This window comes from Azoarcus taiwanensis (assembly GCF_012910885.1).
Lineage (GTDB): Bacteria > Pseudomonadota > Gammaproteobacteria > Burkholderiales > Rhodocyclaceae > Azoarcus_F > Azoarcus_F taiwanensis.
Window position 1 is genome coordinate 1 of record NZ_WTVM01000031.1, and the last position, 21,806, is coordinate 21,806.

The window sequence follows — 21,806 nt, forward strand, 5'->3', positions numbered from 1 at the left end:
GTTCGTGGGCTCCTCATAAACACCGGCGTTGGCAACGCCGGTGTTGATGAGGAGCGCACGAACATGCCGATCCTTCAGATGGTCGCGGCAGACATGCACCGGTGCGGCGCAGAAGCGGTTCCGTGTGAAAACGCCGGCGACTCGGCTACCCTCGTCCAGTTCGATCAGGGTCAGATCGCGACGATTCGCCTTACGAATGCCTGCTTCCGCCACGCCAAGCTGAACACCGGGCACCGGCATGAGTTCGCTCGCGGCGGGGGTCGAGTAGTTCACAGGCATGGTCAGACTCCGTATCGAATGAGTAGTCGGTATGAAACGGCATTTTATCCCGCAACACCGCAGGCAGTCAGGGATATCCGACGAGCTCGCTTGTGGCGCCGGCAGATCGGGCACCCAAAAGAAAACGACCCCGCAGGGCCGCTTCCGGGACGTGGGCCGAGCTCAGCTCAGTTGAGCTTGCCGTGGCAATGCTTGTATTTCTTGCCCGACCCGCAAGGGCAGGGTTCGTTTCGGCCAACCTTGGGGGTCGCATTGGTCTGCGGTTGATTGCCTGTGCCCTGACCACCGCTGCCGAGCGCCTCATCGTAGCTCGAGTGGTGATAGGCGACGTTCTCCGGCTCCTGCGGCTTCTCGGCGCTCTCGAGCTGGGATTCGGTGCGGATCTGCACGGTCATCAGCAGCTTGGTCACATCCTTGCGCACGGTCTCCAGCAAGGTCTCGAAGAGTTCGAACGCCTCGCGCTTGTACTCCTGCTTCGGGTTCTTCTGCGCATAGCCGCGCAAATGAATGCCCTGACGCAGGTGATCCAGTGCAGCAAGATGCTCGCGCCAGTGGTTGTCGAGGCTTTGCAGCATCACATTGCGCTCGAACTGATGCCAGGCAGTTCGGTCGACCTTCGCGGCCTTGGTCGCGTAAGCCTCTTCGGCCGCATCGACGATACGCGCCAGAATCGCGTCGTCGTCCAGGTTTGGTTCGGCGGTGATCCACTCGCCGACCGGGAGTTTGAGCTGATACTCGCCTGCCAGCGCCTGCTCAAGTTGCGGGATCTCCCATTGCTCCTCGACACTTTCCTCGGGCACGTAGATGCGGAAGGTGTCGTAGAGCACGCCTTGACGCATCGCCTTGATGGTCTCGGAAATGTCGTCGGACGCGAGCAGTTCGTTGCGCTGCTGGTACACCACCTTGCGCTGATCGTTGGCGACGTCGTCAAACTCTAGCAACTGCTTGCGGATATCGAAGTTGCGCTGCTCGACCTTGCGCTGCGCCGACTCAAGCGAACGGGTCACCATGCGGTGCTCGATCGCCTCACCCTCGGGCATATTGAGGCGAACCATGATGGCGTTGAGCCTGTCGCCGGCGAAGATCTTCATCAACGGATCTTCAAGCGACAGATAGAAGCGGCTCGAACCTGGGTCACCCTGACGCCCGGCACGACCGCGCAACTGGTTGTCGATGCGGCGGGACTCATGACGCTCGGTACCGATGATATGCAGACCGCCGGCGGCGAGAACCTGCTCATGCACCTTCGCCCAGTCAGCACGCATCTTCTCGATGCGCTTGGCCCTCTCCTCGGCCGGAACGCTCTCGTCCGCCTGCAGCGCATCGATCTCGCGCTCGATACTGCCACCGAGCACGATGTCGGTACCGCGGCCGGCCATGTTGGTGGCGATGGTGACGACACCCGGGCGACCGGCTTGAGCGACGATCTGCGCCTCGCTGTCATGCTGCTTGGCGTTGAGCAGTTGGTGGTCGATCTTGGCCTTCTTCAGCACCCCGGAGAGGAATTCGTTCACCTCGATCGAGGTCGTGCCCACCAGAACCGGCTGGCCACGCTCGACGCAGCCACGAATGTCCTCGATGACCGCGTCCCACTTCTCCTTGGCGGTGCGATAGACCTTGTCGTTCTCGTCCTTGCGGATCATCTCGCGGTTGGTCGGGACGATGACCGTCTCGAGGCCGTAGATGGAATGGAATTCGAAGGCCTCCGTGTCGGCGGTACCCGTCATGCCCGCCAGCTTGTCGTACATCCGGAAGTAGTTCTGGAAGGTAATCGACGCGAGTGTCTGGTTTTCGGCCTGAATACGGACGCCTTCCTTCGCCTCGACAGCCTGGTGCAAGCCGTCGGACCAGCGACGACCGGCCATCAGGCGGCCGGTGAACTCGTCCACGATGACGACCTCGCCGTTTTGCACCACGTAATGCTGGTCCTTGTGGTACAGGGCGTGGGCACGCAACGCGGCGTAGAGGTGGTGCACCAGAAGGATGTTGCCTGGGTCGTAGAGGCTGGCGCCCTCCGCCAGCAAGCCCATGCGGGTGAGAATCTGCTCGGCGCTCTCATGGCCCTGCTCGGTGAGCAGGACCTGGCGCGCCTTGAGGTCGACGGTGTAGTCGCCCGGCACGGTCACATCATTGCCTTCGCCTTCCTGCTTCTTGAGCGTGGGGGCGACCTGGTTGAGCTTGAGGTACAGCTCAGTGTGATCCTCGGCCTGCCCGGAGATGATCAGCGGCGTACGGGCCTCGTCGATGAGGATCGAGTCAACCTCGTCCACGATCGCGAAGTTAAGCGCGCGCTGGACCCGGTCGGCCAGCGAATACACCATGTTGTCGCGCAGGTAGTCGAAGCCGAACTCGTTGTTGGTGCCGTAGGTGATGTCCGATGCGTAGGCGGCCTGCTTCTCGGCGTGCGACATGCGTGAAAGGTTGCAGCCGGTTGTCATTCCGAGAAAACCGAAGATCCGCCCCATCCACTCCGCGTCGCGGCTGGCAAGGTAGTCGTTGACCGTAATCACATGAACGCCCTTGCCGGCCAAGGCGTTGAGATAAGCCGGGAGCGTCGCGACCAGGGTCTTGCCCTCGCCGGTGCGCATCTCCGATATCTTGCCGTCGTGCAACACCATGCCGCCGATCAGCTGAACATCGAAGTGGCGCATGTTGTGCACCCGCTTGCCGGCCTCTCGCACGACCGCGAAGGCTTCGGGCAGCAACTTGTCCAGGCTCTCGCCGTTGGCAAAGCGCTCTTTGAACTCGGCCGTCTTGGCCCGCAATTCCTCGTCGGAAAGCGCAGCCACGGTCGGCTCCAGGCCGTTGATGATGCGAACCTTCTGGGAGTATTGGCGGATCAGGCGGTCGTTGCGACTACCGAAGATTTTCTTGAGCAGGCCGGAGATCATGGATGTGTTTGGCTTCGATTCGGCAAATGCGCAATTTTAGCACGCCGAACCGACGCCCCCATTATCCACATGCGCGAACCCGGTCGCGGCGGGGCAGGCAAGGTATCATCGCTGGTCAGAAATCCGCGCCGGACGGACCGCTCCATGACACACCCCCTGCACGACTATCTCGGAAGTGGCGACGCACTGGGTCGCCTGCGGGAACATAGCAGGCGATTGCGTGGGCTGCAGGTGCTGCTCGAGCGACTGCTGCCGGCAAAGCTCGCACAGGCCTGTCCGGTGGCGAATCTCAAGGACGGAACGCTGGTCCTGCTGGCCCGCAACGGGAGCATCGCGGCACGCATGCGTCAGTTGCTCCCCACCCTTCAGAGGCAACTGGGCGAACAGGGAACGCTGGTATCGCGCATCGAGGTCCGGGTGCGGCCAACGGTGGAAGCGCCACCACCGCCGCCCCGCGCGCCCCGCAGCATTGGCCGTGCGGGCCGCGAAAGCCTGGTGGAGCTGGAGCACAGCCTGCCCGAGGATTCGGAGCTTCGCCGGGCATTGAGCCGACTCGTTGCCCGTGCCCGTGACGCCGACGATGTCGGAGACGAATAGTGGTCTGGCGCCCGACAGGCTGCTAGAGCACTCTCTCGATCGCGAAGAGCAGGAACAGAATCAGCAGGATGGCCACGCCAGCCTGGAGCAGAATCCAGGCCCAGCGCCGGTATTTCGGGTCACCGGTCAGCATCCAGGCGACCAGCGAACCGCCGATTCCCAGAAGTGCAAGCAGAGCGAAGATGCGGACGAAAATCATCGTCTTGTCAGGCCGCCGCGGCGAGTTGGCGTTGCACGGACGCGGGGGCGCAGGCCGCCTCCGCGAAACTGACGAGTTCCCAGGCGCTTTTGTCCTCGAGCAATGCGCGCAACACCATGTTGTTCATCGCATGACCGGCCTTGTGGGCCGTGTAGGCGCCGAGAATCGGCCGGCCACAAAGATAGAGGTCGCCGATGGCGTCGAGAACCTTGTGTTTTACGAACTCGTCGCCATAGCGAAGTCCGTCGGCGTTGAGAACCCGGTACTCGTCCATCACGATCGCGTTGCCAAGGCTTCCGCCTAGCGCCAGCCCGTTGGCCTGCATGAACTCGACGTCCTGCATGAAGCCGAAGGTGCGCGCCCGTGAGATGTCGCGCTCGTAGGATTCGCTCGCGAAGTCGACGGTAACCGTATTCGCGGTGCCATCGATCGCCGGGTGGTTGAACACGATGGAAAAGGTAAGGCGAAAGCCGTCATATGGCTCGAGTCGCACCCACTTGTCGTCTTCCCGCACCTCAACCGGCTTGAGGACGCGGATGAAACGCTTGGGCAGCGCCTGGTCTTCGAGCCCCGCGGATCGCAGCAGGAAGACGAACGGCCCGGAGCTGCCGTCGAGGATAGGAATCTCGGGCGCGTCGACGTCGACGTGCAGATTGTCGATACCCAGTCCCGCGAGCGCCGACATCAGATGCTCCACGGTCCCAACCTTGGCGCCGGAGGCTGCCTGCAGCCCGGAACACATTCTGGTGTCGCAAACCGAGTAGGGATCCGCAGGCAAAGACACCACCGGATCGAGATCGACACGGTGAAACACGACGCCGGTATCGGGCTCCGCCGGGCGCAGCGTCATGCGAACCCGGCGCCCGCCGTGCAGCCCCACGCCGGTCGCGCTCACGGCTGCCTTGATGGTGCGCTGTTTGATCATCGAGTCTTTCTTCATGGACGGAATTTTAGCATGCAGGTTTCGCCGGCCCGGATAATCAACCGCTTAGCGTGACGCTATCGCCCAGCACCAAAGCGCGAAGGGCGCCCGACACGGACCGGAGGCGTGGTCCATGCCGGGCGCCCCTCTGGGCGAATCAGCTCGACTCAGTCGGCCTGCTTGCGCAGAAACGCCGGGATATCGTAGGTGCCCATACCATTGGCGCTCATCGCCTCGACCGTGGTGCGACGGCCGCTGCGGATGACTGCCGGGATATCGAAATCCGCCACCTGGCCACCCATCGAAGGACCGTAGGTGCCGGTGCCGGCGACAACCTGCATCACCGGCTGGCGCGCGACCTGCGGGGTGCCGAGACCGGTGGCGACGACTGTGACCCGGATGCGGTCTTCCATCGACTCCTCGAACACCGTGCCGTACTTGACGAAGGCTTCAGGGGCGGCAAAGGCCTGCACGGTCTTCACTGCGTCGCGCACCTCCGACATCTTCAGCGAGCGGCTGGCCGTGATGTTGATCAGCACGCAGCGCGCACCGGACAGTTCGGTTCCTTCGAGCAGCGGGCTGACCGCCGCCTGCTCGGCCGCAATGCGTGCGCGGTCGACACCGGAGGCCTCCGCGGAGCCCATCATCGCACGCCCCATCTCGCCCATGGCAGTGCGCACGTCCTGGAAGTCTACGTTGACCAGACCCGGCACATTGATGATCTCGGCGATGCCGCCCACGGCATTCTTCAGCACGTTGTCTGCCGAGCGGAAGCAATCCTCGAAGCCGGCGTCGTCACCGAAGACCTCGAGCAGCTTGTCGTTTAGCACGATGATCAGCGAGTCGACATGGCTGGACAGATCCTCGATGCCGCTCTCCGCCACGCGAAGGCGGTTTTCGAAGTCGAAGGGCTTGGTGACCACGCCTACCGTCAGCACGCCCATCTCCTTGGCGATCTCGGCCACCACCGGTGCAGCGCCAGTGCCGGTGCCGCCACCCATGCCGCCGGTGATGAAGCACATGTGGGCACCCTCGAGTGCGGCCGCGATCGCCTCGCGCGAATCCTGCGCCGCAGCCCGGCCAGCTTCCGGTTTTGAGCCGGCACCGAGCCCGGTGCCACCGAGCTGAACCTTGTGCTGCGCCAGGCAACGGCGCAGCGCCTGGGCATCCGTGTTGGCAACGACGAATTCAACGCCCTGCACACCCTCGCGGATCATGTGATCCACGGCGTTGCCGCCGGCACCCCCGACGCCGATGACCTTGATGATGGTCCCGGTCTGCTCTTTCTCGACGATCTCAAACATTTGCCTGCCTCCTGAAAAACAACCTAACTACGCACCAACATCGCCCCGCCCGATATCTAGTATTGATTCGCAAGTCTACAACTAAATAACGGGTGGATACAGACGTTATCCAAAATTCTCAAAACCTTTCGTCATGCGTTCAAAAGTTGCGCTCGAACCATGACTTCATCCTGCCGAAGACCTGACGCAGGTTGCGGGTTTCACGGGCCATGATCCCGCGTCGCCGCTGCGCCTGCCCTTCCAGCACCAAGCCCATCGCGGCCGAGTAATAGGGCTGGCAGACCACGTCCGCCAGGGCGCCGTCGTATTGCGGCGAGCCGACCCTTACCGGCATATGAAACACTTCCTCACCAAGCTCGACCATGCCGTGCATCACCGACGACCCGCCGGTCAGGACGATGCCGGACGAGAGCAACTCCTCATAACCACTGCGACGCAGTTCCGCCTGGACGAGCTCGAACAGCTCGGACACACGTGGCTCGATGACATCCGCCAGACGCTGGCGAGACAAAGTGCGCGGCGGCCTGTCGCCGACGCCGGCGACTTCGATCATTTCCTCCGGATCGGCGAGCACGTGCATTGCCACGCCATGACGAATCTTGAGCTCCTCGGCTTCCGACGTCGGGGTGCGCAGCGCCATTGCGATGTCATTGGTAATCTGGTCGCCAGCCACCGGCAGCACCGCGGTGTGACGAATCGCGCCCTGGGTGAACACCGCGATGTCGGCGGTGCCGCCACCGATGTCGACCAGGCACACGCCGAGTTCCTTCTCGTCCTCGGTGAGCACTGCGTAGCTGGACGCCAGGGGCTGCAGGATCAGATCCATCACCTCGAGCCCGCAACGCCGCACGCACTTGACCACGTTCTGGGCCGCCGACACCGCACCGGTGACGATATGCACCTTGACCTCGAGCTTGACCCCGCTCATGCCGATCGGCTCTCGCACACCGCCCTGACCGTCGATGATGAATTCCTGGGTAAGGATGTGCAGGATCTGCTGTTCGGCAGGTATCGGCATCGCCCGCGCGACCTCGATCACCCGCTCGACATCCAGCGGCGAGACTTCCTTGTCCTTGATCGCGACCATGCCGTTGGAGTTGAAACTCTTGATGTGACTACCCGCGATGCCGGTATAGACATCGCGGATCTTGCAGTCGGCCATCAGCTCGGCCTCCTGGATCACCCGCGAGATCGCGTCCACGGTCGCCTCGATGTTGACCACGACGCCGCGCTTCAGACCGCTCATCGGGTGGGTGCCGAGGCCAACCACGTTGAGCCTGCCATCCGGCCGATTCTCGGCGACAAGGCAAGTCACCTTGGACGTGCCGATGTCGAGTCCGACGATGAGGTCTTTGTATTCCTTGCTCATTGCATGCCTTTCATTGGCTGGTCCTGTCCTGCGGGGGTCAGGGCGAAACCGGTGCGATAGCGCAAGTCCGCCATCGCGATATCGACGCCGATCTGGGCCGCTGCCTGAGGCCAGGTGCGCACGAAGCGCTCCAGGCGTTGGCCGACCGGCGCGTTGGACTGCTCCCGCCCGAGCAGGAGCACCATGCCGTCGTCGAGTTGGATCTTCCATGCCTCGCGCGGCGACAACCACAAACCGACGGGTTTTCGCCCGAGAGGCGAGAGCACTTCCGTGTATTCACGATACCGCGCCAGCAGAAAGGCAGCAGAGCCCGGGGGGCCGGCGAAGTCCGGCATGTCGGCATTGCTCGCGGCAACGAATACTTCGCCCTGGCGATTGACGAGGTGGATCTCATCGGTTTCGGCCACCGTCCAGTAGGCCACCGGCTGATGCTCCTCGAGACGCAGTTCGATGGCGTCGGGCCAGCGTCGTCGAACCTCGGCACGGCGCACCCAGGGCAGCTTCTCGAAAGAGGTTCGCACCCCCTCCAGCTCGACAGTGAAGAAGTTGCCGGTGATAGAAGAACGGGCTGCGTACTCGATCTGCGCCACTGTGACCTGCGCCGGCGGCGTCAGGACGACCACTTCGCGCACGGTAAAGAAGGGGCGCGCGAGAAACCAGATCGCGAGCGCGTACAGCGCGGCGAGCAGCACAAAGAGCATCAACAGGTCGGACACCAGGTCGAGCAAGGCTGGCCGGTCCCACAGACCGGCCGTCTCGCGACCACGCGCACGTGCGCTCGCGAACGAAACCGCGCGGCGCAGGGCGTATCCGGGAGGCCTGTCATCCACCAAGGCGTGCATCCTCCAGAATTTTCAGGCACAAGGCCTCGAAATCGAGTCCCGCAACCCGCGCCGCCATCGGCACCAGCGAGTGACTGGTCATGCCCGGCGCGGTATTCAACTCAAGCAGATAGGCCTTGCCATCCTGAGTCAACATCAGGTCGGCCCGCCCCCAGCCACGGCACCCCAGCACCTTGGCGCTGCGCAGCGCGAGATCGCGCAGTCCAAGCTCCTGGTCCTCGGAAAGGCCGCTTGGACAGTGATAGACCGTATCGTCGCTGAAGTACTTGTTCTGGTAATCGTAATTGCCACCGGGCGCCTCGATCCGGATCAGCGGCAAGGCCTGGTCGCCCAGAAACGGTGCGGTCAGCTCCGCACCTGTGATGAACTCTTCCGCGATGACCAGGTTGTCGAACCGCGACGCCAGTTCCCACGCAGCCTGCAAGTCCTCCGCGCGCGTGACCTTGGTCGCCCCCATGCTGGAGCCCTCGTGTACCGGTTTCACGAAGATCGGCAGGCCCAGCTCCGCTGCGACCGCTGCCCAGTCGGTGTCCTGCTCGAGCAGCGCATAACGCGGAGTCGGCAATCCGCACGCGGCCCAAATCATCTTGGTACGCCACTTGTCCATCGCGATTGCCGAAGCCATCACGCCGCTGCCGGTATAGGGGACGCCGAGCATTTCGAGCATGCCCTGAACCGTGCCGTCCTCCCCACCACGTCCGTGCAACACGATAAAGGCACGCCCGAAGCCCTCTCGCTTCAGCTCGCACAAGTCGCGCTCGGCGGGGTCGAAGGCGTGCGCATCCACGCCCGCATGACGCAAGGCACCTAGCACGGCCTCGCCCGACATCAGCGACACCTCACGCTCGGCGGAAGACCCACCCATCAGCACCGCGACCTTTCCGAAATCCCTGCTCACAACGACCCCTCGTTATTTGCCAGCCGACCAGGAATCGCCCCGATCGATCCGGCACCCATGGTGATCACCACATCGCCATCCTGCGCAGCCGCGAGAATCGCCGCCGGCATCTCGTCGATATCCTCGATAAACATCGGTTCGACCTTGCCGGCCACACGCAGCGCGCGAGCCAGCGAACGCCCGTCGGCGGCCACCACTGGCTGCTCACCGGCGGCATAGACTTCCGACAACAGCAGCGCATCGACCGTGGACAAGACCTTCACGAAATCCTCGAAGCAGTCGCGGGTGCGCGAATACCGATGCGGCTGGAAGGCGAGCACCAAGCGACGTCCGGGAAAGGCCCCTCGCGCAGCCTCGATGGTGGCCGCCATTTCCACCGGGTGGTGGCCGTAATCGTCCACCAACGTGAAGCTGCCACGGACGACGCCATCCTCGCCGGTGAGCGGGACCTCTCCGTAGCGCTGGAAACGACGCCCCACTCCCTTGAAGTCGGCAAGCGCCTTGATGATCGCCTCGTCCGCCACCTGCACCTCGGTCGCAACCGCGATCGCGGCAAGCGCGTTGAGCACGTTATGCATGCCTGGCAGATTGAGTCGGATCGGCAGTCGGGACGTCGTGCCGTTGACTCGCACCGCATCAAATACCATCGCACCGTCCTCGGCGCACACATTCTCTGCGCGGATATTCGCCGTCGCCGAAAGGCCAAAGCGCACGATCTGCTTGGACACCAACGGCATGATCGAACGCACGTGCGGATCGTCTTCGCACAACACTGCCACGCCATAGAACGGGAGATGCTGCAGGAAATCCACAAAGGCCTGCTTGAGACGCGCGAAATCGTGCCCGTAGGTGTCCATGTGATCGGCGTCGATGTTGGTCACCACCGAGATCACCGGATTGAGCAACAGGAAGGACGCGTCCGACTCGTCGGCTTCGGCAACCAGGAACTCGCCCTTGCCAAGGCGTGCGTTGGCCCCTGCCGCGTTCAGCTTGCCGCCGATGACGAAGGTCGGATCCATACCGCCCTCTGCGAGAATGCTGGTGACCAGCGAAGTCGTCGTGGTCTTGCCATGCGTTCCGGCGATCGCGATGCCCTGCTTGAGCCGCATGAGTTCAGCCAGCATCTGCGCTCTTGGCACCACTGGAATCTGCCGGGCGCGCGCAGCGATGACTTCCGGGTTGTCAGGACGCACTGCGGTCGAGGTCACCACTGCATCGGCATTGGCGACGTTCTCTGACGCGTGCCCAATAACGACGCTCGCACCGAGCGAACGAAGCCGGCGCACCGCCACGCTTTCGGACAGGTCGGAGCCGCTGATCGCGAAACCCAGGTTAACCAGCACCTCGGCAATGCCGCTCATGCCGGCACCACCGATGCCGACGAAATGAATGCGTTTGACCTTGTGTTTCATGCTTGCACGCCTCCGGCCAGATTCTCACAGACCTCGGCAACCGTCAGTGCCGCCTCCGCGCGGGCGAGTTTGCGCGCGCGCTGCGCCATCGCCGTCAGCGCCGATCGATCCAGCGTGGCTAGCAGGTCGGCCAGGCGAGCGGGGTCGAGCTCGGTTTGTGGAATCAGCATGGCTGCGCCCTGCTCCGACAGGAACCGGGCGTTCACGGTCTGGTGATCATCGACTGCATGGGGAAACGGCACCAGGATGCTCGCCACGCCCACCGCCGCCAGTTCCGCTACCGTGAGTGCGCCGGAACGGCAAATGACCAGATCGGCCTGGGCGTAACGCGCAGCCATGTCCTCGATGAAGGGGAGCAACTCGCCGTCCACGCCGGCTTTTGCGTAGGCCGCACGCAAAGCGTCTATCTGCTTTGCGCCCGCCTGATGGGTGACCACCGGGCGATGCGCTTCGGGCATTCGTGCCAACGCCGCAGGTACCACCTCGTTCAACGCCGTGGCACCGAGACTTCCCCCGACGACCAGCAACCGAAGCGGTCCGCTCCGCTCGGCGTACCTGAGCTCTGGTGCCGCCACCGCCGCGATCTCTGCTCGTACCGGATTGCCTACCCACCGCGCCTTGGGCAACGCATCGGGGAACCCGGTCAGGACGCGGTCGGCAACACCAGCCAATACCTTGTTGGCCAGGCCGGCAATCGCATTTTGCTCGTGTAACACGAGCGGTCGCCCCAACAACGCCGCCATCATGCCACCGGGGAAGGTCACGTAACCGCCCATCCCCAGCACCACGTCCGGACGAATCCGGCGCAGCGCACCCAGCGCCTGCCAGAAGCCGCGCAGCAGATTCAGCGGCAGCATGAGCTTGCGCAGCAAGCCCTTGCCACGCAACGCACCGAAACGAATCCAGGCGGTTTCATACCCGCGCTCGGGCACCAGCCGACCCTCCATTCCGTCGGCGTTGCCCATCCAGACGATGCGCCAGCCTCGTTCGCGCAGCGCTTCCGCGACCGCGATCCCCGGGAAGATGTGGCCACCCGTACCACCCGCCATGACGAGGAGAGTCTTCATCACGCTCGCCCTCCCCTGCGGATCTGGCGGTTCTCCCAATCAACCCGGAGCAGGATCGCCAGCGCCAGGCAGTTGGCCACCAGGGCCGAACCACCAAAGCTCATCAACGGCAAGGTGAGGCCTTTGGTCGGCAGCAGGCCCATGTTCACACCCATGTTGATGAAAGACTGCACACCGAACCACAGCCCGACACCCATCGCGACCAGACCCGAGAAGTAGCGCTCGAAATTGATCGCGTCGCGTCCGATGGAGAAAGCGCGATGCACGAGGATCGCGAAAAGAACGATGATGCTGACCACGCCTACGAAGCCGAGCTCCTCCGCGATCACTGCGAGCAGGAAGTCGGTATGGGCTTCTGGGAGGTAGAAGAGTTTCTCGACGCTACCACCAAGCCCTACGCCGAACCACTCACCGCGACCGAAGGCGATCAGCGAGTGCGACAACTGGTATCCGCGACCGAAGGGGTCTTGCCAGGGGTCAAGAAATCCGAGCATGCGCTCCAGGCGATAGGGCGAGATCATGATCAGCGCGACGAACCCGAAAACCGCGAGGGTCGCGAGAACTGCGAACACACGCAGATTGATCCCGCCAAGAAACAGCACGCCAAAGGCGATCACACTGATGACGACGAAGGCGCCGAAGTCGGGCTGCATCAACAGCAGGAAGCCGGCAGACAGGATGACACCTGCCATTGGCAGCACGCCACGCCGAAAACTGCCCATGTCCGGAAGCTTGCGCACTGTGTAGTCGGCGGCATACAGCACCGCGAACACCTTCATCAGCTCGGAGGGCTGGAGCGTGACGGGGCCGAGTGGGATCCAGCGTTGGGCCCCGTTCACCTCCCGTCCGACGCCCGGGATCAGCACCAGCACAAGCAGAGCAATGCCGAGAAGGAACAGCCAGGGCGCGAACTGCTGCCACTGCCGCATCGTGAACTGGAACGCAAGCAGTCCGCCGGCCACCCCGACGCCGAGAAACAAAGCCTGACGCGCGAGAAAATAATGTGACTGAAAACCGGTGAAACGGCTGCCCTCGGCGATCGCGATCGATGCGGAGTACACCATCACCATGCCGATGAGCAGCAACGCGATGGCCGACCACATCAACAACGGGTCGAGCTCGCGTGTGATCTGAGCCGGATTCATCAAGCGATTGACGACCCGGCTGGTTTCGGCGCGGGTATCCTTTGGGCGCTGTGCGAACAGAGAGGCGAACGGGGCGGTCAACTTCATGCCGGACTCACCTCCGCAAGCTGCAGCACCGCGTCAACGAACTGGCGGCCGCGATCCGCGTAGTTGCGAAACATATCGAGACTGGCGCAGGCGGGTGACAGCAACACCGCATCGCCTGGCTGTGCCAGTCTGTCAGCCTCGCACACCGCGAGTTGCAGGGTTTCGCTCCGACAGACCGGCAAACCGAGCCCGGCCAGGGCATCGGCGATTCGCGGCGCGTCACGACCGATGAGTACCACCGCGCGGCCATGACGACTGAGCGGTTCGCGCAAAGGCGCAAAATCCTGCCCTTTGCCGTCGCCGCCCGCAATCAAAACTGCGGCACTATCCAAGCCTTCGAGGGCTGCGACAGTGGCGCCGACGTTGGTTCCCTTGGAGTCGTTGTAAAAGCACACCCCGTCACGCCGGCGCGCGACCAGTTCCATCCGGTGCGGCAGCCCGGTGAAGCGTGCCAGCGCTTCGAGCATCGGCACGACCGGACGACCAATCGCACTGCCCAGCGCGAGTGCGGCGAGCGCGTTCATCGCATTGTGGCGGCCCGCGAGTTTCATCAGGCTGGAATCGAGCAGCGTCTGCTGACCTCGCGTGAGCCAGGTCACGCCGGCGTCAACCTGCAGTCCGAAGTCGTTGTCACCGCTCGGGCAGTCGGCGCCAAACCAGATCGCGTCACGACCCGCGACATGCATGCCGGCGACGAGAAGATCGTTGCGGTTGAGGACCTGGACACCGTTTCCGGCAAAGATGCGGGCCTTGATTCGCGCGTAGTTCGCCATATCGCCGTGCCGGTCGAGATGGTCGTCACTCAGGTTGAGAACCGTCGCTGCATCCGGCTCCAGCCCCTCCATGCTCTCGAGTTGGAAGCTGGAGAGCTCCAGCACCCAACACTCCGGCAGGGCGCGGTCCTCTTCGATGCGCTCGAGCAGCACATCCAGCGCGGCCGGACTGATGTTGCCGGCTGCGACCGTATCGAGCCCGGTCGCCGCGATCAGTGCCGCGGTCAGTGCGGTGGTCGTGGTCTTGCCGTTGGTCCCTGTGATCGCTACCACCTTCGTGGCTTGGCGCGCGTTGAGGGCCTCGAGCGCGTCCGCGAACAAGCCCATCTCGCCTACCACCGCGACACCACGCTCGCGGGCCGACCTGAGCAAGGGGGCATTGAAGTCAAGACCAGGGCTGACCGCGACGAGCGCAACGCCCTCGAGGAGACCGATGGCGAACTCGCCGAGCACCACTTCGGCCTCGGGCAGGCGGGTGCGCAACACGTCGAGCGCCGGCGGCGACGTGCGGCTGTCGGCGACACGCAGCCGGGCACCGGCGTGCGCGCACCAACGCGCCATGGCCAGGCCGGATTGACCCAGTCCAAGCACCAGCACGAGGGTTCCGGTGAGCTTGTTCATCTGAGCTTGAGGGTGGACAGCCCGAACAGGACGAGCATGATAGTGATGATCCAGAAGCGGACAACCACCTGGGTTTCCTTCCAGCCACCGAGTTCATAGTGATGATGCAACGGCGCCATGCGGAAGATGCGCTTGCCGCCGGTCGCGCGGAAATAGAGCACCTGGGCCATCACCGAGAGGGTCTCGGCGACGAACAGACCGCCCATGATGAAGAGAACGATCTCCTGGCGGACCACCACGGCGATGATGCCGAGCGCCGCGCCCAGTGCGAGCGCGCCGACGTCGCCCATGAAGACTTCCGCCGGGTAGACGTTAAACCACAGGAAACCGAGACCGGCACCACAGATGGCGCCGCAGAATACCGCCAGTTCCCCGGCGCCCGCGATGTAGGGCACCCCGAGATAGTTCGCGAAGCCAGCGTGCCCCGCGACATAGGCGAAGATCGCGAGCGCGCCGGCAACCATGACCGTGGGCATGATCGCCAGGCCGTCGAGACCGTCGGTGAGGTTCACCGCGTGGCTTGTGCCGTTGATGACGAAATAGGTCAGAGCGACGAAACCGGCCAGCCCGAGTGGAATCGCCACTTCCTTGAAGAAGGGCACGATGAGTTCGGTCTGCGCCGGCTCGGTAGCGGTGAGCCCCAGGAACAAGGCGGCCGCGAGCGCGATCAGCGAGGTCCACAGATACTTCCAGCGGCTGGGCAAGCCCTTGGGATCGCGATGGACGACCTTACGCCAGTCGTCCACCCAGCCAACCGCGCCGAAGCCCAGGGTAACCAGCAGCGTCGCCCAGACATAGTGGTTGCGCAGATCGCCCCAGAGCAGCACCGTTGAGCCAATGGCGATCAGGATCAGAGCGCCACCCATGGTGGGTGTACCCGCCTTGGTGAGATGAGACTTGGGGCCGTCGTCACGCACCGCCTGTCCGATCTTCTTCGTCGTCAGCCAGCGGATCACCGCTGGGCCGAAGATGAACGAGATGACCAGCGCGGTCATCGCCGCGAGGACGGTGCGCAACGTGATGTAGCCGAAGACGTTGAACGCGCGGATGTCCTGACCAAGCCAGAGCGCCAGTTCAAGAAGCATGGGAACCCCCTGTGTTCGAAGGGGCGTCATTGTGCACCGCAGAAAGGGCAGCGACCACTCTTTCCATGCGCATGAATCGCGACCCCTTCACCAGCACCACGGTGTCCTCATCCAGTTGCGGACGGACCGCTTTGATCAGGGCGTCCACCGTGCGGAAGTGATGCCCCCCGTCACCGAAGTTTCGTGCCGCGACTGCACTCATGTCACCGAGCGCGAAGAGTGCATCCACACCCTTACTCTTCGCATAGCCGCCGATCTCGTCGTGCAGTTGTGCGCTGGAGCGGCCGATCTCGCCCATGTCACCCAGCACCAGAATCTTGCGCCCAGCCGTCGAGGCAAGCACATCGATGGCCGCGCGGACCGAATCAGGGTTGGCGTTATAGCTGTCATCGACCAGCGTGCAGCCTTCAACCCCCGGTCCGTACTGCAGCCGCCCCCTCGTCCCCGAGAAGCCGCGCAGCCCAGCAATCACTGCGTCGATCGAAGCCCCCGCAGCGATGCAGGCTGCGGTTGCGGCGAGTGCGTTGCGCGCATTGTGTTCCCCGGGCACGTTGAGCTCGAGCTCAATATCACCTCCCGGCGTCTTAACGTTGATCAGCGAACCTAGCCCGTGGGCAGTGTAACGACCGCAGACATCGGCCGGCGAGGATAGACCGAATGTCACCTGCCTTCGTCCAGCGTTGAGCTGACGCCAATAGTCGGCGTGAGGATCATCGGCGTTGATGATGGCGACACCATCGGCCCCCAAGCCGGCATAGATGCAGCCTTTCTCTCGGGCGATTTCTGCAATGCTGCCGACGCCTTGCAGATGAGCGCGCTGGGCATTGGTGACGACCGCCACAGTGGGGCAGGCAAGGCCGGTCAGGTAAGCAATCTCGCCCGGCCGGTTCATGCCCATCTCGATCACCGCCGCCCGATGCCCGGCGTTCAGGCCAAGCAAGGTCAGAGGCAGACCGATGTCGTTGTTGAAGTTACCGCTGGTGGCCAGCACAGCGTCCTCGACCACACCTTCCAGACGATGTTGGGCGCGCATGATGGCTGCGCACATCTCCTTGACTGTAGTCTTCCCGTTGCTGCCGGTCACGCCGATCAACGGCAGGGTGAACCCGCCTCGCCAGTGCGCGGCGAGCGCCCCAAGGCCGGCCCGAGTATCGGCGACGACAAGCAGCGGAATCGGGCAGGCCGGTGCGCTCGACGCCCAGGTCGAATCGACCATCGCCGCTGCCGCGCCCTCGTTCGCAGCTGCAATGACGAAATCGTGACCGTCGAAATTCTCGCCGCGCAGGGCGACGAACAAAGCTTGTCGCGGCAGGTGCCGGCTGTCGGTACCGACCGACTCGAAAACCGCATCGCCAACGGTGCGACCTCCAATAGCGGCTGCGGCCAGGTTCAGCGTCATCATGCGGCGCTTCCTCTCACGCTGGACCAGAGGCGCAGGGCAGCAGCGGCATGTTCCGCATCCGAGAAAGGCACGCGCCGCCCCAGCACTTCCTGGTAGGTTTCATGTCCCTTGCCGGCAAGCACGACGACATCGTCGGCATCGGCATCGGCGATCGCACGGGCGATGGCATCCGCGCGGTCGATGATCGCGTCGGCATCACGCCCCGCTCCCGCCCGCACTGCCTCAATGATGGCGAGCGGATCTTCGCTGCGCGGGTTGTCGCTGGTAACCACAACCCGGTCGGCACGCTGCCGTACGACCTCGCCCATCAGCGGCCGTTTCCCGGGATCCCGGTCACCGCCGCAACCGAATACGCAAACCAGAGCGCCGCCTCGGGAGGACGCAGTCTCCCGGCAAGTCTCGAGGAGTTTCGCCAAGGCGTCCGGTGAGTGGGCGTAGTCGACAACGACCAAAGGCTCGCCCACACCTCCGAACAACTGCATCCGCCCGAGCGGTGGCTCGAGACGTGAGGCTGCAGCCAACGCTTCCTCGAAGGCCACGCCGCGCGCAAGCAGCACACCAACCACCGCCAGAAGATTGTGTGCGTTGAACCGACCGACGACCCGGGCACGCAGATCCCCTTCCATGCCGCGCCAATGCACGAGCAAATGCATGCCGAACGCGGAAGAGGGAATCTGACGTGCGGAAAGGGTCTCACCACCCAGCCGTTGACCCGTTTCGGGATCCTGCAGCATGCAGGCGGTCACCTCGACACCTGCACGTCGGGCGCGGTCCACAAGCTCGAGGCCAAAGGGATCGTCTGCATTGATGACCGCATACCGGAGCCCGGGGAAGTCGAACAGACGCGCCTTGGCAGCGGCATAGGCGTCCATATCACCATGGTAATCAAGGTGGTCACGGCTCAAGTTGGTGAACACCGCGGCATCAAAAGCGACACCGTTGACGCGCCCCTGTTCAAGGCCGATGGAAGACACCTCCATCGCAACCCCGCGCGCGCCTTCATCGGCGAATCGACGCAGGCTTCTGTGCAGTGCCAGCACGTCCGGCGTCGTGTTCACCGTCTCGAAGACTTCGCCCGGATAGCCGGAACCGAGCGTTCCAATGACACCACAACGCTCGCCAAGCAAGCCGGATGCGGCTGCGATCCATTGGCTTACGGTAGTCTTGCCGTTTGTCCCGGTGACGCCGGTCATCCACAGCGACTCCGAAGGCTTGTCGTAGAGTGCATGCGCGACAAAACCAGCCAGGTCGCGCAAACCAGTCACGCCGATCGCCGGCACGCCAGCGGCGCGAAGCTCAAAACCATCGCCGTTCTCATACAGCACAGCCGTGGCGCCGCGTGCAATCGCAGCTTCGACATACTTTCGTCCGTCAGAAGCGAAACCCGGCCACGCCGCGAACACGTCGCCGCTGCCGATGGTGCGCGAATCACAGCTGATGCCGGCGGCGACCACGCCACGCGCACGCAGGGTTTCGATGAGTTCCAGCGCAAGTCGGGCGCTCATAGGTTCCCCCTCACCACAACCGGCTTGGCACCACCCTGGCCCGCAAAATGCAACGGCGCGAGCGGGGCATCCGGCGCGACCCCCAGGGTGCGCAATGCTCCTTCTGTGATTCGCGCGAACACGGGCGCAGCGACCGCACCGCCGAAGTGCTGTCCGGCACTGGGCTCGTCAATCATTACCGCAATGATCAGACGCGGGTTGGAAACCGGGGCAAAGCCAACGAAGGACGAGATGTACTTGTCCGTATATTGCCCGCCCGCGAGCTTGTGCGCGGTTCCGGTCTTGCCGGCAACCCGATAGCCCGCGACACGTGCGCGGCCGCCTGTGCCATCGGGCCCGGTGGCCTCTTCGAGCATTTCGCGCAGAGCCTGCGCGCTCTCCGGCGAGAATACCCGGCGCAGGGGCTGGGGCGGTGCGTCGAGCCGTGTCAGCGACAGGGGCAACAATTCGCCGTCGCGGGTGAACACGGTGTAAGCCCGCGCCATGTGCATCAAGGTGCTCGACAGACCGTAGCCATAGGACATCGTTGCCTGTTCGATGGGGCGCCAGCTACGTGCCGGGCGCAGCCGGCCCCCCGCCTCACCCGGGAATCCCAGGCTCAGAGGCGTGCCGATGCCGAGCGCGTCGAACATCCGCCACATCTCTTCCGGCTCGAACTGCATTGCCATCTTCACAGTACCGACGTTGGACGAGGTTTTGACCACGCTGGCAACGGTCATTGGTCCTCGCGGACGACGGACATCCGAGATCGTCGCCCGGCCCATGGTCATCCGTCCATTGCCGACGTCGATCAAGGTGTCGGCACGCACCTTGCCGTGGTCCAGCGCCAGCGCGGCGATGAAGGGTTTCATCATCGAGCCCGGCTCAAAGACGTCTGTGAGGGCACGATTGCGCAGTTGCGCGCCGCTGAGGTTGTTGCGGTTGTTCGGATTGAAGGTCGGCGCATTGACGAGCGCCAGAATCTCGCCGGTACGCGCGTCCAGCACAACGACGCTACCCGCGTAGGCCTTGTGCTTCTCAACAGCCTCGCGCAAGGCCGAGTAGGCGAGGAACTGAATCTTCTTGTCGATGGACAGCACCAGATCCTGGCCATCCTGCGGCAAGCGGATCGACTCGACATCCTCGATGATCTGCCCGCGGCGGTCGCGGATCACCCTACGAGAACCCGGGCGTCCCTTCAACTCCTGATCGAAGGCGAGTTCGACACCTTCCTGGCCCCGGTCGTCGACGCTCGTGAAACCGAGTACATGCGCGGTGACATCTCCACCCGGATAGTAACGACGATACTCTTGCTGCTGATGAATGCCCGGCAGCCTGAGGTCCGCAATCTGACGCGCCAGCTCAGGTGGCACCTGGCGCCGAAGGAACACGAAATCGCGTTCGCTGGTGAGTCTCGCGTTCAGGGTCTGCACATCGGTTTCGAGCAGAGCGGCGAGCTGCCGGGTGTCCGCGGGTGACAGCATGGCATCGGAGGGGATCGCCCAGATCGAACGCACCGGCGTACTGACCGCCAGAACGTCTCCATTGCGGTCCGCGATGCGGCCACGAGTGGCCGGCACCGGTATTACTCGCGAATAGCGGGACTCGCCCTGCGCTTGCAGGAACTCATTGTTGAAACCCTGAAGATAGGCCGCTCGCCCGGCCAAAGCGAGTGAACCGGCAAGCAGGCACAGCAGAATGACGCGCGGCCGCCATGCCGGCAGACCCTGCTCAAGCAAGGGGTTGTGATTGAAGGTTACTGGCCGCTGGCTCTTCACCTTCCATCCTCCACGACGATGATGCTCCCGGAAACCGGCTCGCGCAGCCCAAGACGCTCACGGGCAGCGGCCTCGACTCGCGACAGCGCCGCCCAGGTGCTCTGCTCGAGCTGCAGCTGCCCCCATTCGATTTCGAGCTGATGGGCGCGCGCCTGTTCGCGCTCGTACTCGGTGTGGAGTTTGCGCGCCTGATGCTGCGCGGCGACGACGCCCAGCGCGCTCGCCACTGCGACCGACACGAGGAAGGCGTCGACACGGATCACGCCGCCTCCCCGACACGCTCGGCAATGCGCAACACCGCGCTGCGCGCACGCGGATTGGCGCGCACCTCTGCCTCTCCCGGTCGGACCGCCTTGTTCACAAGTCGCAGCCGCGGCCGCGGCAGGTCTGCCGCACGCAGCGGAAGCCGGGCAGGCAACTGTGGCGGCCGCGACTGGTCACGCATGAAACGCTTGACGATGCGGTCCTCGAGGGAATGAAAACTGATCACGACCAGGCGCCCCCCGGCGTTGAGCCGATCCACGCCAGCAGGAAGGACTAGCGACAACTCCTCGAGTTCCTGATTGATGAAAATCCGTAGAGCCTGAAAGCTGCGCGTCGCCGGATGCTGCCCCGGCTCGCGTGTACGGACCGCTTTTTCCACGATAGCGGCAAGTTGTCCAGTGGTTGCAACAACCCCCCCTGTCCGAGCAGCTGCAATCGCCTTTGCAATCGCATGAGCAAACCGTTCTTCCCCATATTCCCGAAGGACCTCCGTAATATCGGCCACGGATGCATCCGCCAGCCATTCCGCGACCGTTTGCCCACGCGTCGTGTCCATTCGCATGTCCAGCGGCGCATCAAAACGAAAACTCATGCCTCGCTCGGCCTCATCGAGCTGCGGCGAGGAAACGCCGAGATCGAGCAACAGACCGTCGATACCTTCCACTCCCAAGCGCGTCAGCGCCGGGTCCAGCTCGCTGAACGGCTCATGCACGAGAGTCAGCCGTGCGTCACCAATCGCCCGCCCCGCCTCGATCGCTCGTGGATCGCGGTCAAAGGCCACGAGCCTACCCGCAGAGCCAAGCGCTGCCAGAATCGCGCGGCTGTGCCCGCCCCGACCAAACGTGCCATCGACGTACACACCGTCCGGCTTGATCGCCAGCGCCTCGACCGCTTCCGCGAGCAGGACGCTGGTATGGCCCGCTCCGCTCATAGTGCGAGGCTCTCGAACCCTGCGGGCAAAGCATCGATATCCAGTTCGAGCATGGCAGCCTGCTGAGCCTGCCACCCCGCGTCCGACCACAGTTCGAAGTGCGAGCCCTGGCCAACCAACCACAGTTGTTTGTCGAGCCCGGCCCATTGACGTAGCGACGGTGCGACCAGCACCCGTCCAGCAGAATCGAGCTCTTCGGTTTGGGCAAAACCCAAAAACAGGCGCTTGATCGTCGCGGTGCGTTGATCAAGCCCGGGCATCGACGAAATCGTCTTGCTGAGCGGCTCCCAGGCAAGCTGCGGATAAACGAGCAGGCACCGGTGAGGGTGCGCCGTAATGACCAACGGGGCACCATCCGGCACAAGCGCGTCGCGATGCCGAGTCGGGATCGCAATGCGACCCTTGGCATCGAGGCTGAGCGCAGTGGCACCCTGGAACATTGACCCCCCTGATCCT

General features: G+C 63.8%; 20 protein-coding genes. 1 reads left to right on the forward strand and 19 read right to left on the reverse strand.

Annotation, left to right across the window (positions count from 1 at the left end):
• On the reverse strand, nt 1–279 hold a 279-nt coding region (locus GPA21_RS07020), incomplete at its 3' end, for a bifunctional ornithine acetyltransferase/N-acetylglutamate synthase (RefSeq protein ID WP_211163472.1).
• 167 nt (nt 280–446) lie between these two features.
• Nucleotides 447–3,170 (reverse strand): preprotein translocase subunit SecA, encoded by a 2,724-nt coding sequence (secA, locus tag GPA21_RS07025; protein WP_168987503.1) that lies wholly within the window; start codon nt 3,168–3,170, stop codon nt 447–449.
• Nucleotides 3,171–3,314: 144 nt separating this feature from the next.
• Between secA and GPA21_RS07030 the strand changes: the two genes are divergently transcribed.
• On the forward strand, nt 3,315–3,767 hold the full coding sequence (locus tag GPA21_RS07030; RefSeq protein ID WP_168987504.1) for a DciA family protein: 453 nt from the start codon (nt 3,315–3,317) through the stop codon (nt 3,765–3,767).
• A gap of 22 nt (nt 3,768–3,789) precedes the next feature.
• Here the strand turns inward: GPA21_RS07030 and GPA21_RS07035 are convergent, their stop codons facing one another.
• The 17 genes from GPA21_RS07035 to mraZ form a co-directional block, all read right to left on the reverse strand.
• On the reverse strand, nt 3,790–3,966 hold the full coding sequence (locus GPA21_RS07035; protein ID WP_168987505.1) for a hypothetical protein: 177 nt from the start codon (nt 3,964–3,966) through the stop codon (nt 3,790–3,792).
• A gap of 7 nt (nt 3,967–3,973) precedes the next feature.
• Entirely contained in the window at nt 3,974–4,891 is a 918-nt protein-coding gene (lpxC, locus tag GPA21_RS07040; RefSeq protein WP_168987506.1) for a UDP-3-O-acyl-N-acetylglucosamine deacetylase, read from the reverse strand.
• Nucleotides 4,892–5,055: 164 nt separating this feature from the next.
• Nucleotides 5,056–6,192 (reverse strand): cell division protein FtsZ, encoded by a 1,137-nt coding sequence (gene ftsZ, locus GPA21_RS07045; RefSeq protein ID WP_168987507.1) that lies wholly within the window; start codon nt 6,190–6,192, stop codon nt 5,056–5,058.
• Between the two features lie 139 nt (nt 6,193–6,331).
• Nucleotides 6,332–7,561 (reverse strand): cell division protein FtsA, encoded by a 1,230-nt coding sequence (ftsA, locus tag GPA21_RS07050; protein WP_168987508.1) that lies wholly within the window; start codon nt 7,559–7,561, stop codon nt 6,332–6,334.
• Nucleotides 7,558–8,391 carry a cell division protein FtsQ/DivIB gene (locus GPA21_RS07055; protein WP_339379852.1) on the reverse strand — a complete coding sequence of 278 codons (834 nt, stop codon included), beginning with the start codon at nt 8,389–8,391 and terminating at the stop codon, nt 7,558–7,560. Before GPA21_RS07055 ends, ftsA begins: the two co-directional genes overlap by 4 nt.
• Complete coding sequence (locus GPA21_RS07060; RefSeq protein WP_168987510.1) at nt 8,384–9,301, reverse strand: D-alanine--D-alanine ligase; 918 nt, start codon at nt 9,299–9,301, stop codon at nt 8,384–8,386. Before GPA21_RS07060 ends, GPA21_RS07055 begins: the two co-directional genes overlap by 8 nt.
• Nucleotides 9,298–10,713, reverse strand: a complete 1,416-nt coding sequence (murC, locus tag GPA21_RS07065) for a UDP-N-acetylmuramate--L-alanine ligase (protein WP_168987511.1) — start codon at nt 10,711–10,713, stop codon at nt 9,298–9,300. Before murC ends, GPA21_RS07060 begins: the two co-directional genes overlap by 4 nt.
• On the reverse strand, nt 10,710–11,780 hold the full coding sequence (gene murG / locus GPA21_RS07070) for an undecaprenyldiphospho-muramoylpentapeptide beta-N-acetylglucosaminyltransferase (protein WP_168987535.1): 1,071 nt from the start codon (nt 11,778–11,780) through the stop codon (nt 10,710–10,712). Before murG ends, murC begins: the two co-directional genes overlap by 4 nt.
• Entirely contained in the window at nt 11,780–13,012 is a 1,233-nt protein-coding gene (ftsW, locus tag GPA21_RS07075; RefSeq protein ID WP_168987512.1) for a putative lipid II flippase FtsW, read from the reverse strand. Before ftsW ends, murG begins: the two co-directional genes overlap by 1 nt.
• Nucleotides 13,009–14,406: a UDP-N-acetylmuramoyl-L-alanine--D-glutamate ligase gene (gene murD / locus GPA21_RS07080; protein ID WP_168987513.1), complete on the reverse strand. Its 1,398-nt coding sequence runs from the start codon at nt 14,404–14,406 to the stop codon at nt 13,009–13,011. Before murD ends, ftsW begins: the two co-directional genes overlap by 4 nt.
• Nucleotides 14,403–15,491 (reverse strand): phospho-N-acetylmuramoyl-pentapeptide-transferase, encoded by a 1,089-nt coding sequence (gene mraY / locus GPA21_RS07085; RefSeq protein ID WP_168987514.1) that lies wholly within the window; start codon nt 15,489–15,491, stop codon nt 14,403–14,405. Before mraY ends, murD begins: the two co-directional genes overlap by 4 nt.
• Nucleotides 15,481–16,893, reverse strand: a complete 1,413-nt coding sequence (locus GPA21_RS07090) for a UDP-N-acetylmuramoyl-tripeptide--D-alanyl-D-alanine ligase (RefSeq protein ID WP_168987515.1) — start codon at nt 16,891–16,893, stop codon at nt 15,481–15,483. The genes mraY and GPA21_RS07090 overlap by 11 nt, the downstream gene beginning before the upstream one ends.
• Nucleotides 16,890–18,398, reverse strand: coding sequence for a UDP-N-acetylmuramoyl-L-alanyl-D-glutamate--2,6-diaminopimelate ligase (locus tag GPA21_RS07095; protein ID WP_168987516.1), 1,509 nt, complete (start codon nt 18,396–18,398; stop codon nt 16,890–16,892). The genes GPA21_RS07090 and GPA21_RS07095 overlap by 4 nt, the downstream gene beginning before the upstream one ends.
• Entirely contained in the window at nt 18,395–20,155 is a 1,761-nt protein-coding gene (locus GPA21_RS07100; RefSeq protein ID WP_168987517.1) for a penicillin-binding transpeptidase domain-containing protein, read from the reverse strand. The genes GPA21_RS07095 and GPA21_RS07100 overlap by 4 nt, the downstream gene beginning before the upstream one ends.
• On the reverse strand, nt 20,152–20,418 hold the full coding sequence (gene ftsL / locus GPA21_RS07105; protein ID WP_168987518.1) for a cell division protein FtsL: 267 nt from the start codon (nt 20,416–20,418) through the stop codon (nt 20,152–20,154). Before ftsL ends, GPA21_RS07100 begins: the two co-directional genes overlap by 4 nt.
• Entirely contained in the window at nt 20,415–21,350 is a 936-nt protein-coding gene (gene rsmH, locus GPA21_RS07110; RefSeq protein ID WP_168987519.1) for a 16S rRNA (cytosine(1402)-N(4))-methyltransferase RsmH, read from the reverse strand. Before rsmH ends, ftsL begins: the two co-directional genes overlap by 4 nt.
• Nucleotides 21,347–21,790, reverse strand: coding sequence for a division/cell wall cluster transcriptional repressor MraZ (mraZ, locus tag GPA21_RS07115; RefSeq protein ID WP_168987520.1), 444 nt, complete (start codon nt 21,788–21,790; stop codon nt 21,347–21,349). The genes rsmH and mraZ overlap by 4 nt, the downstream gene beginning before the upstream one ends.
• Between the last annotated feature and the right edge of the window lie 16 nt (nt 21,791–21,806).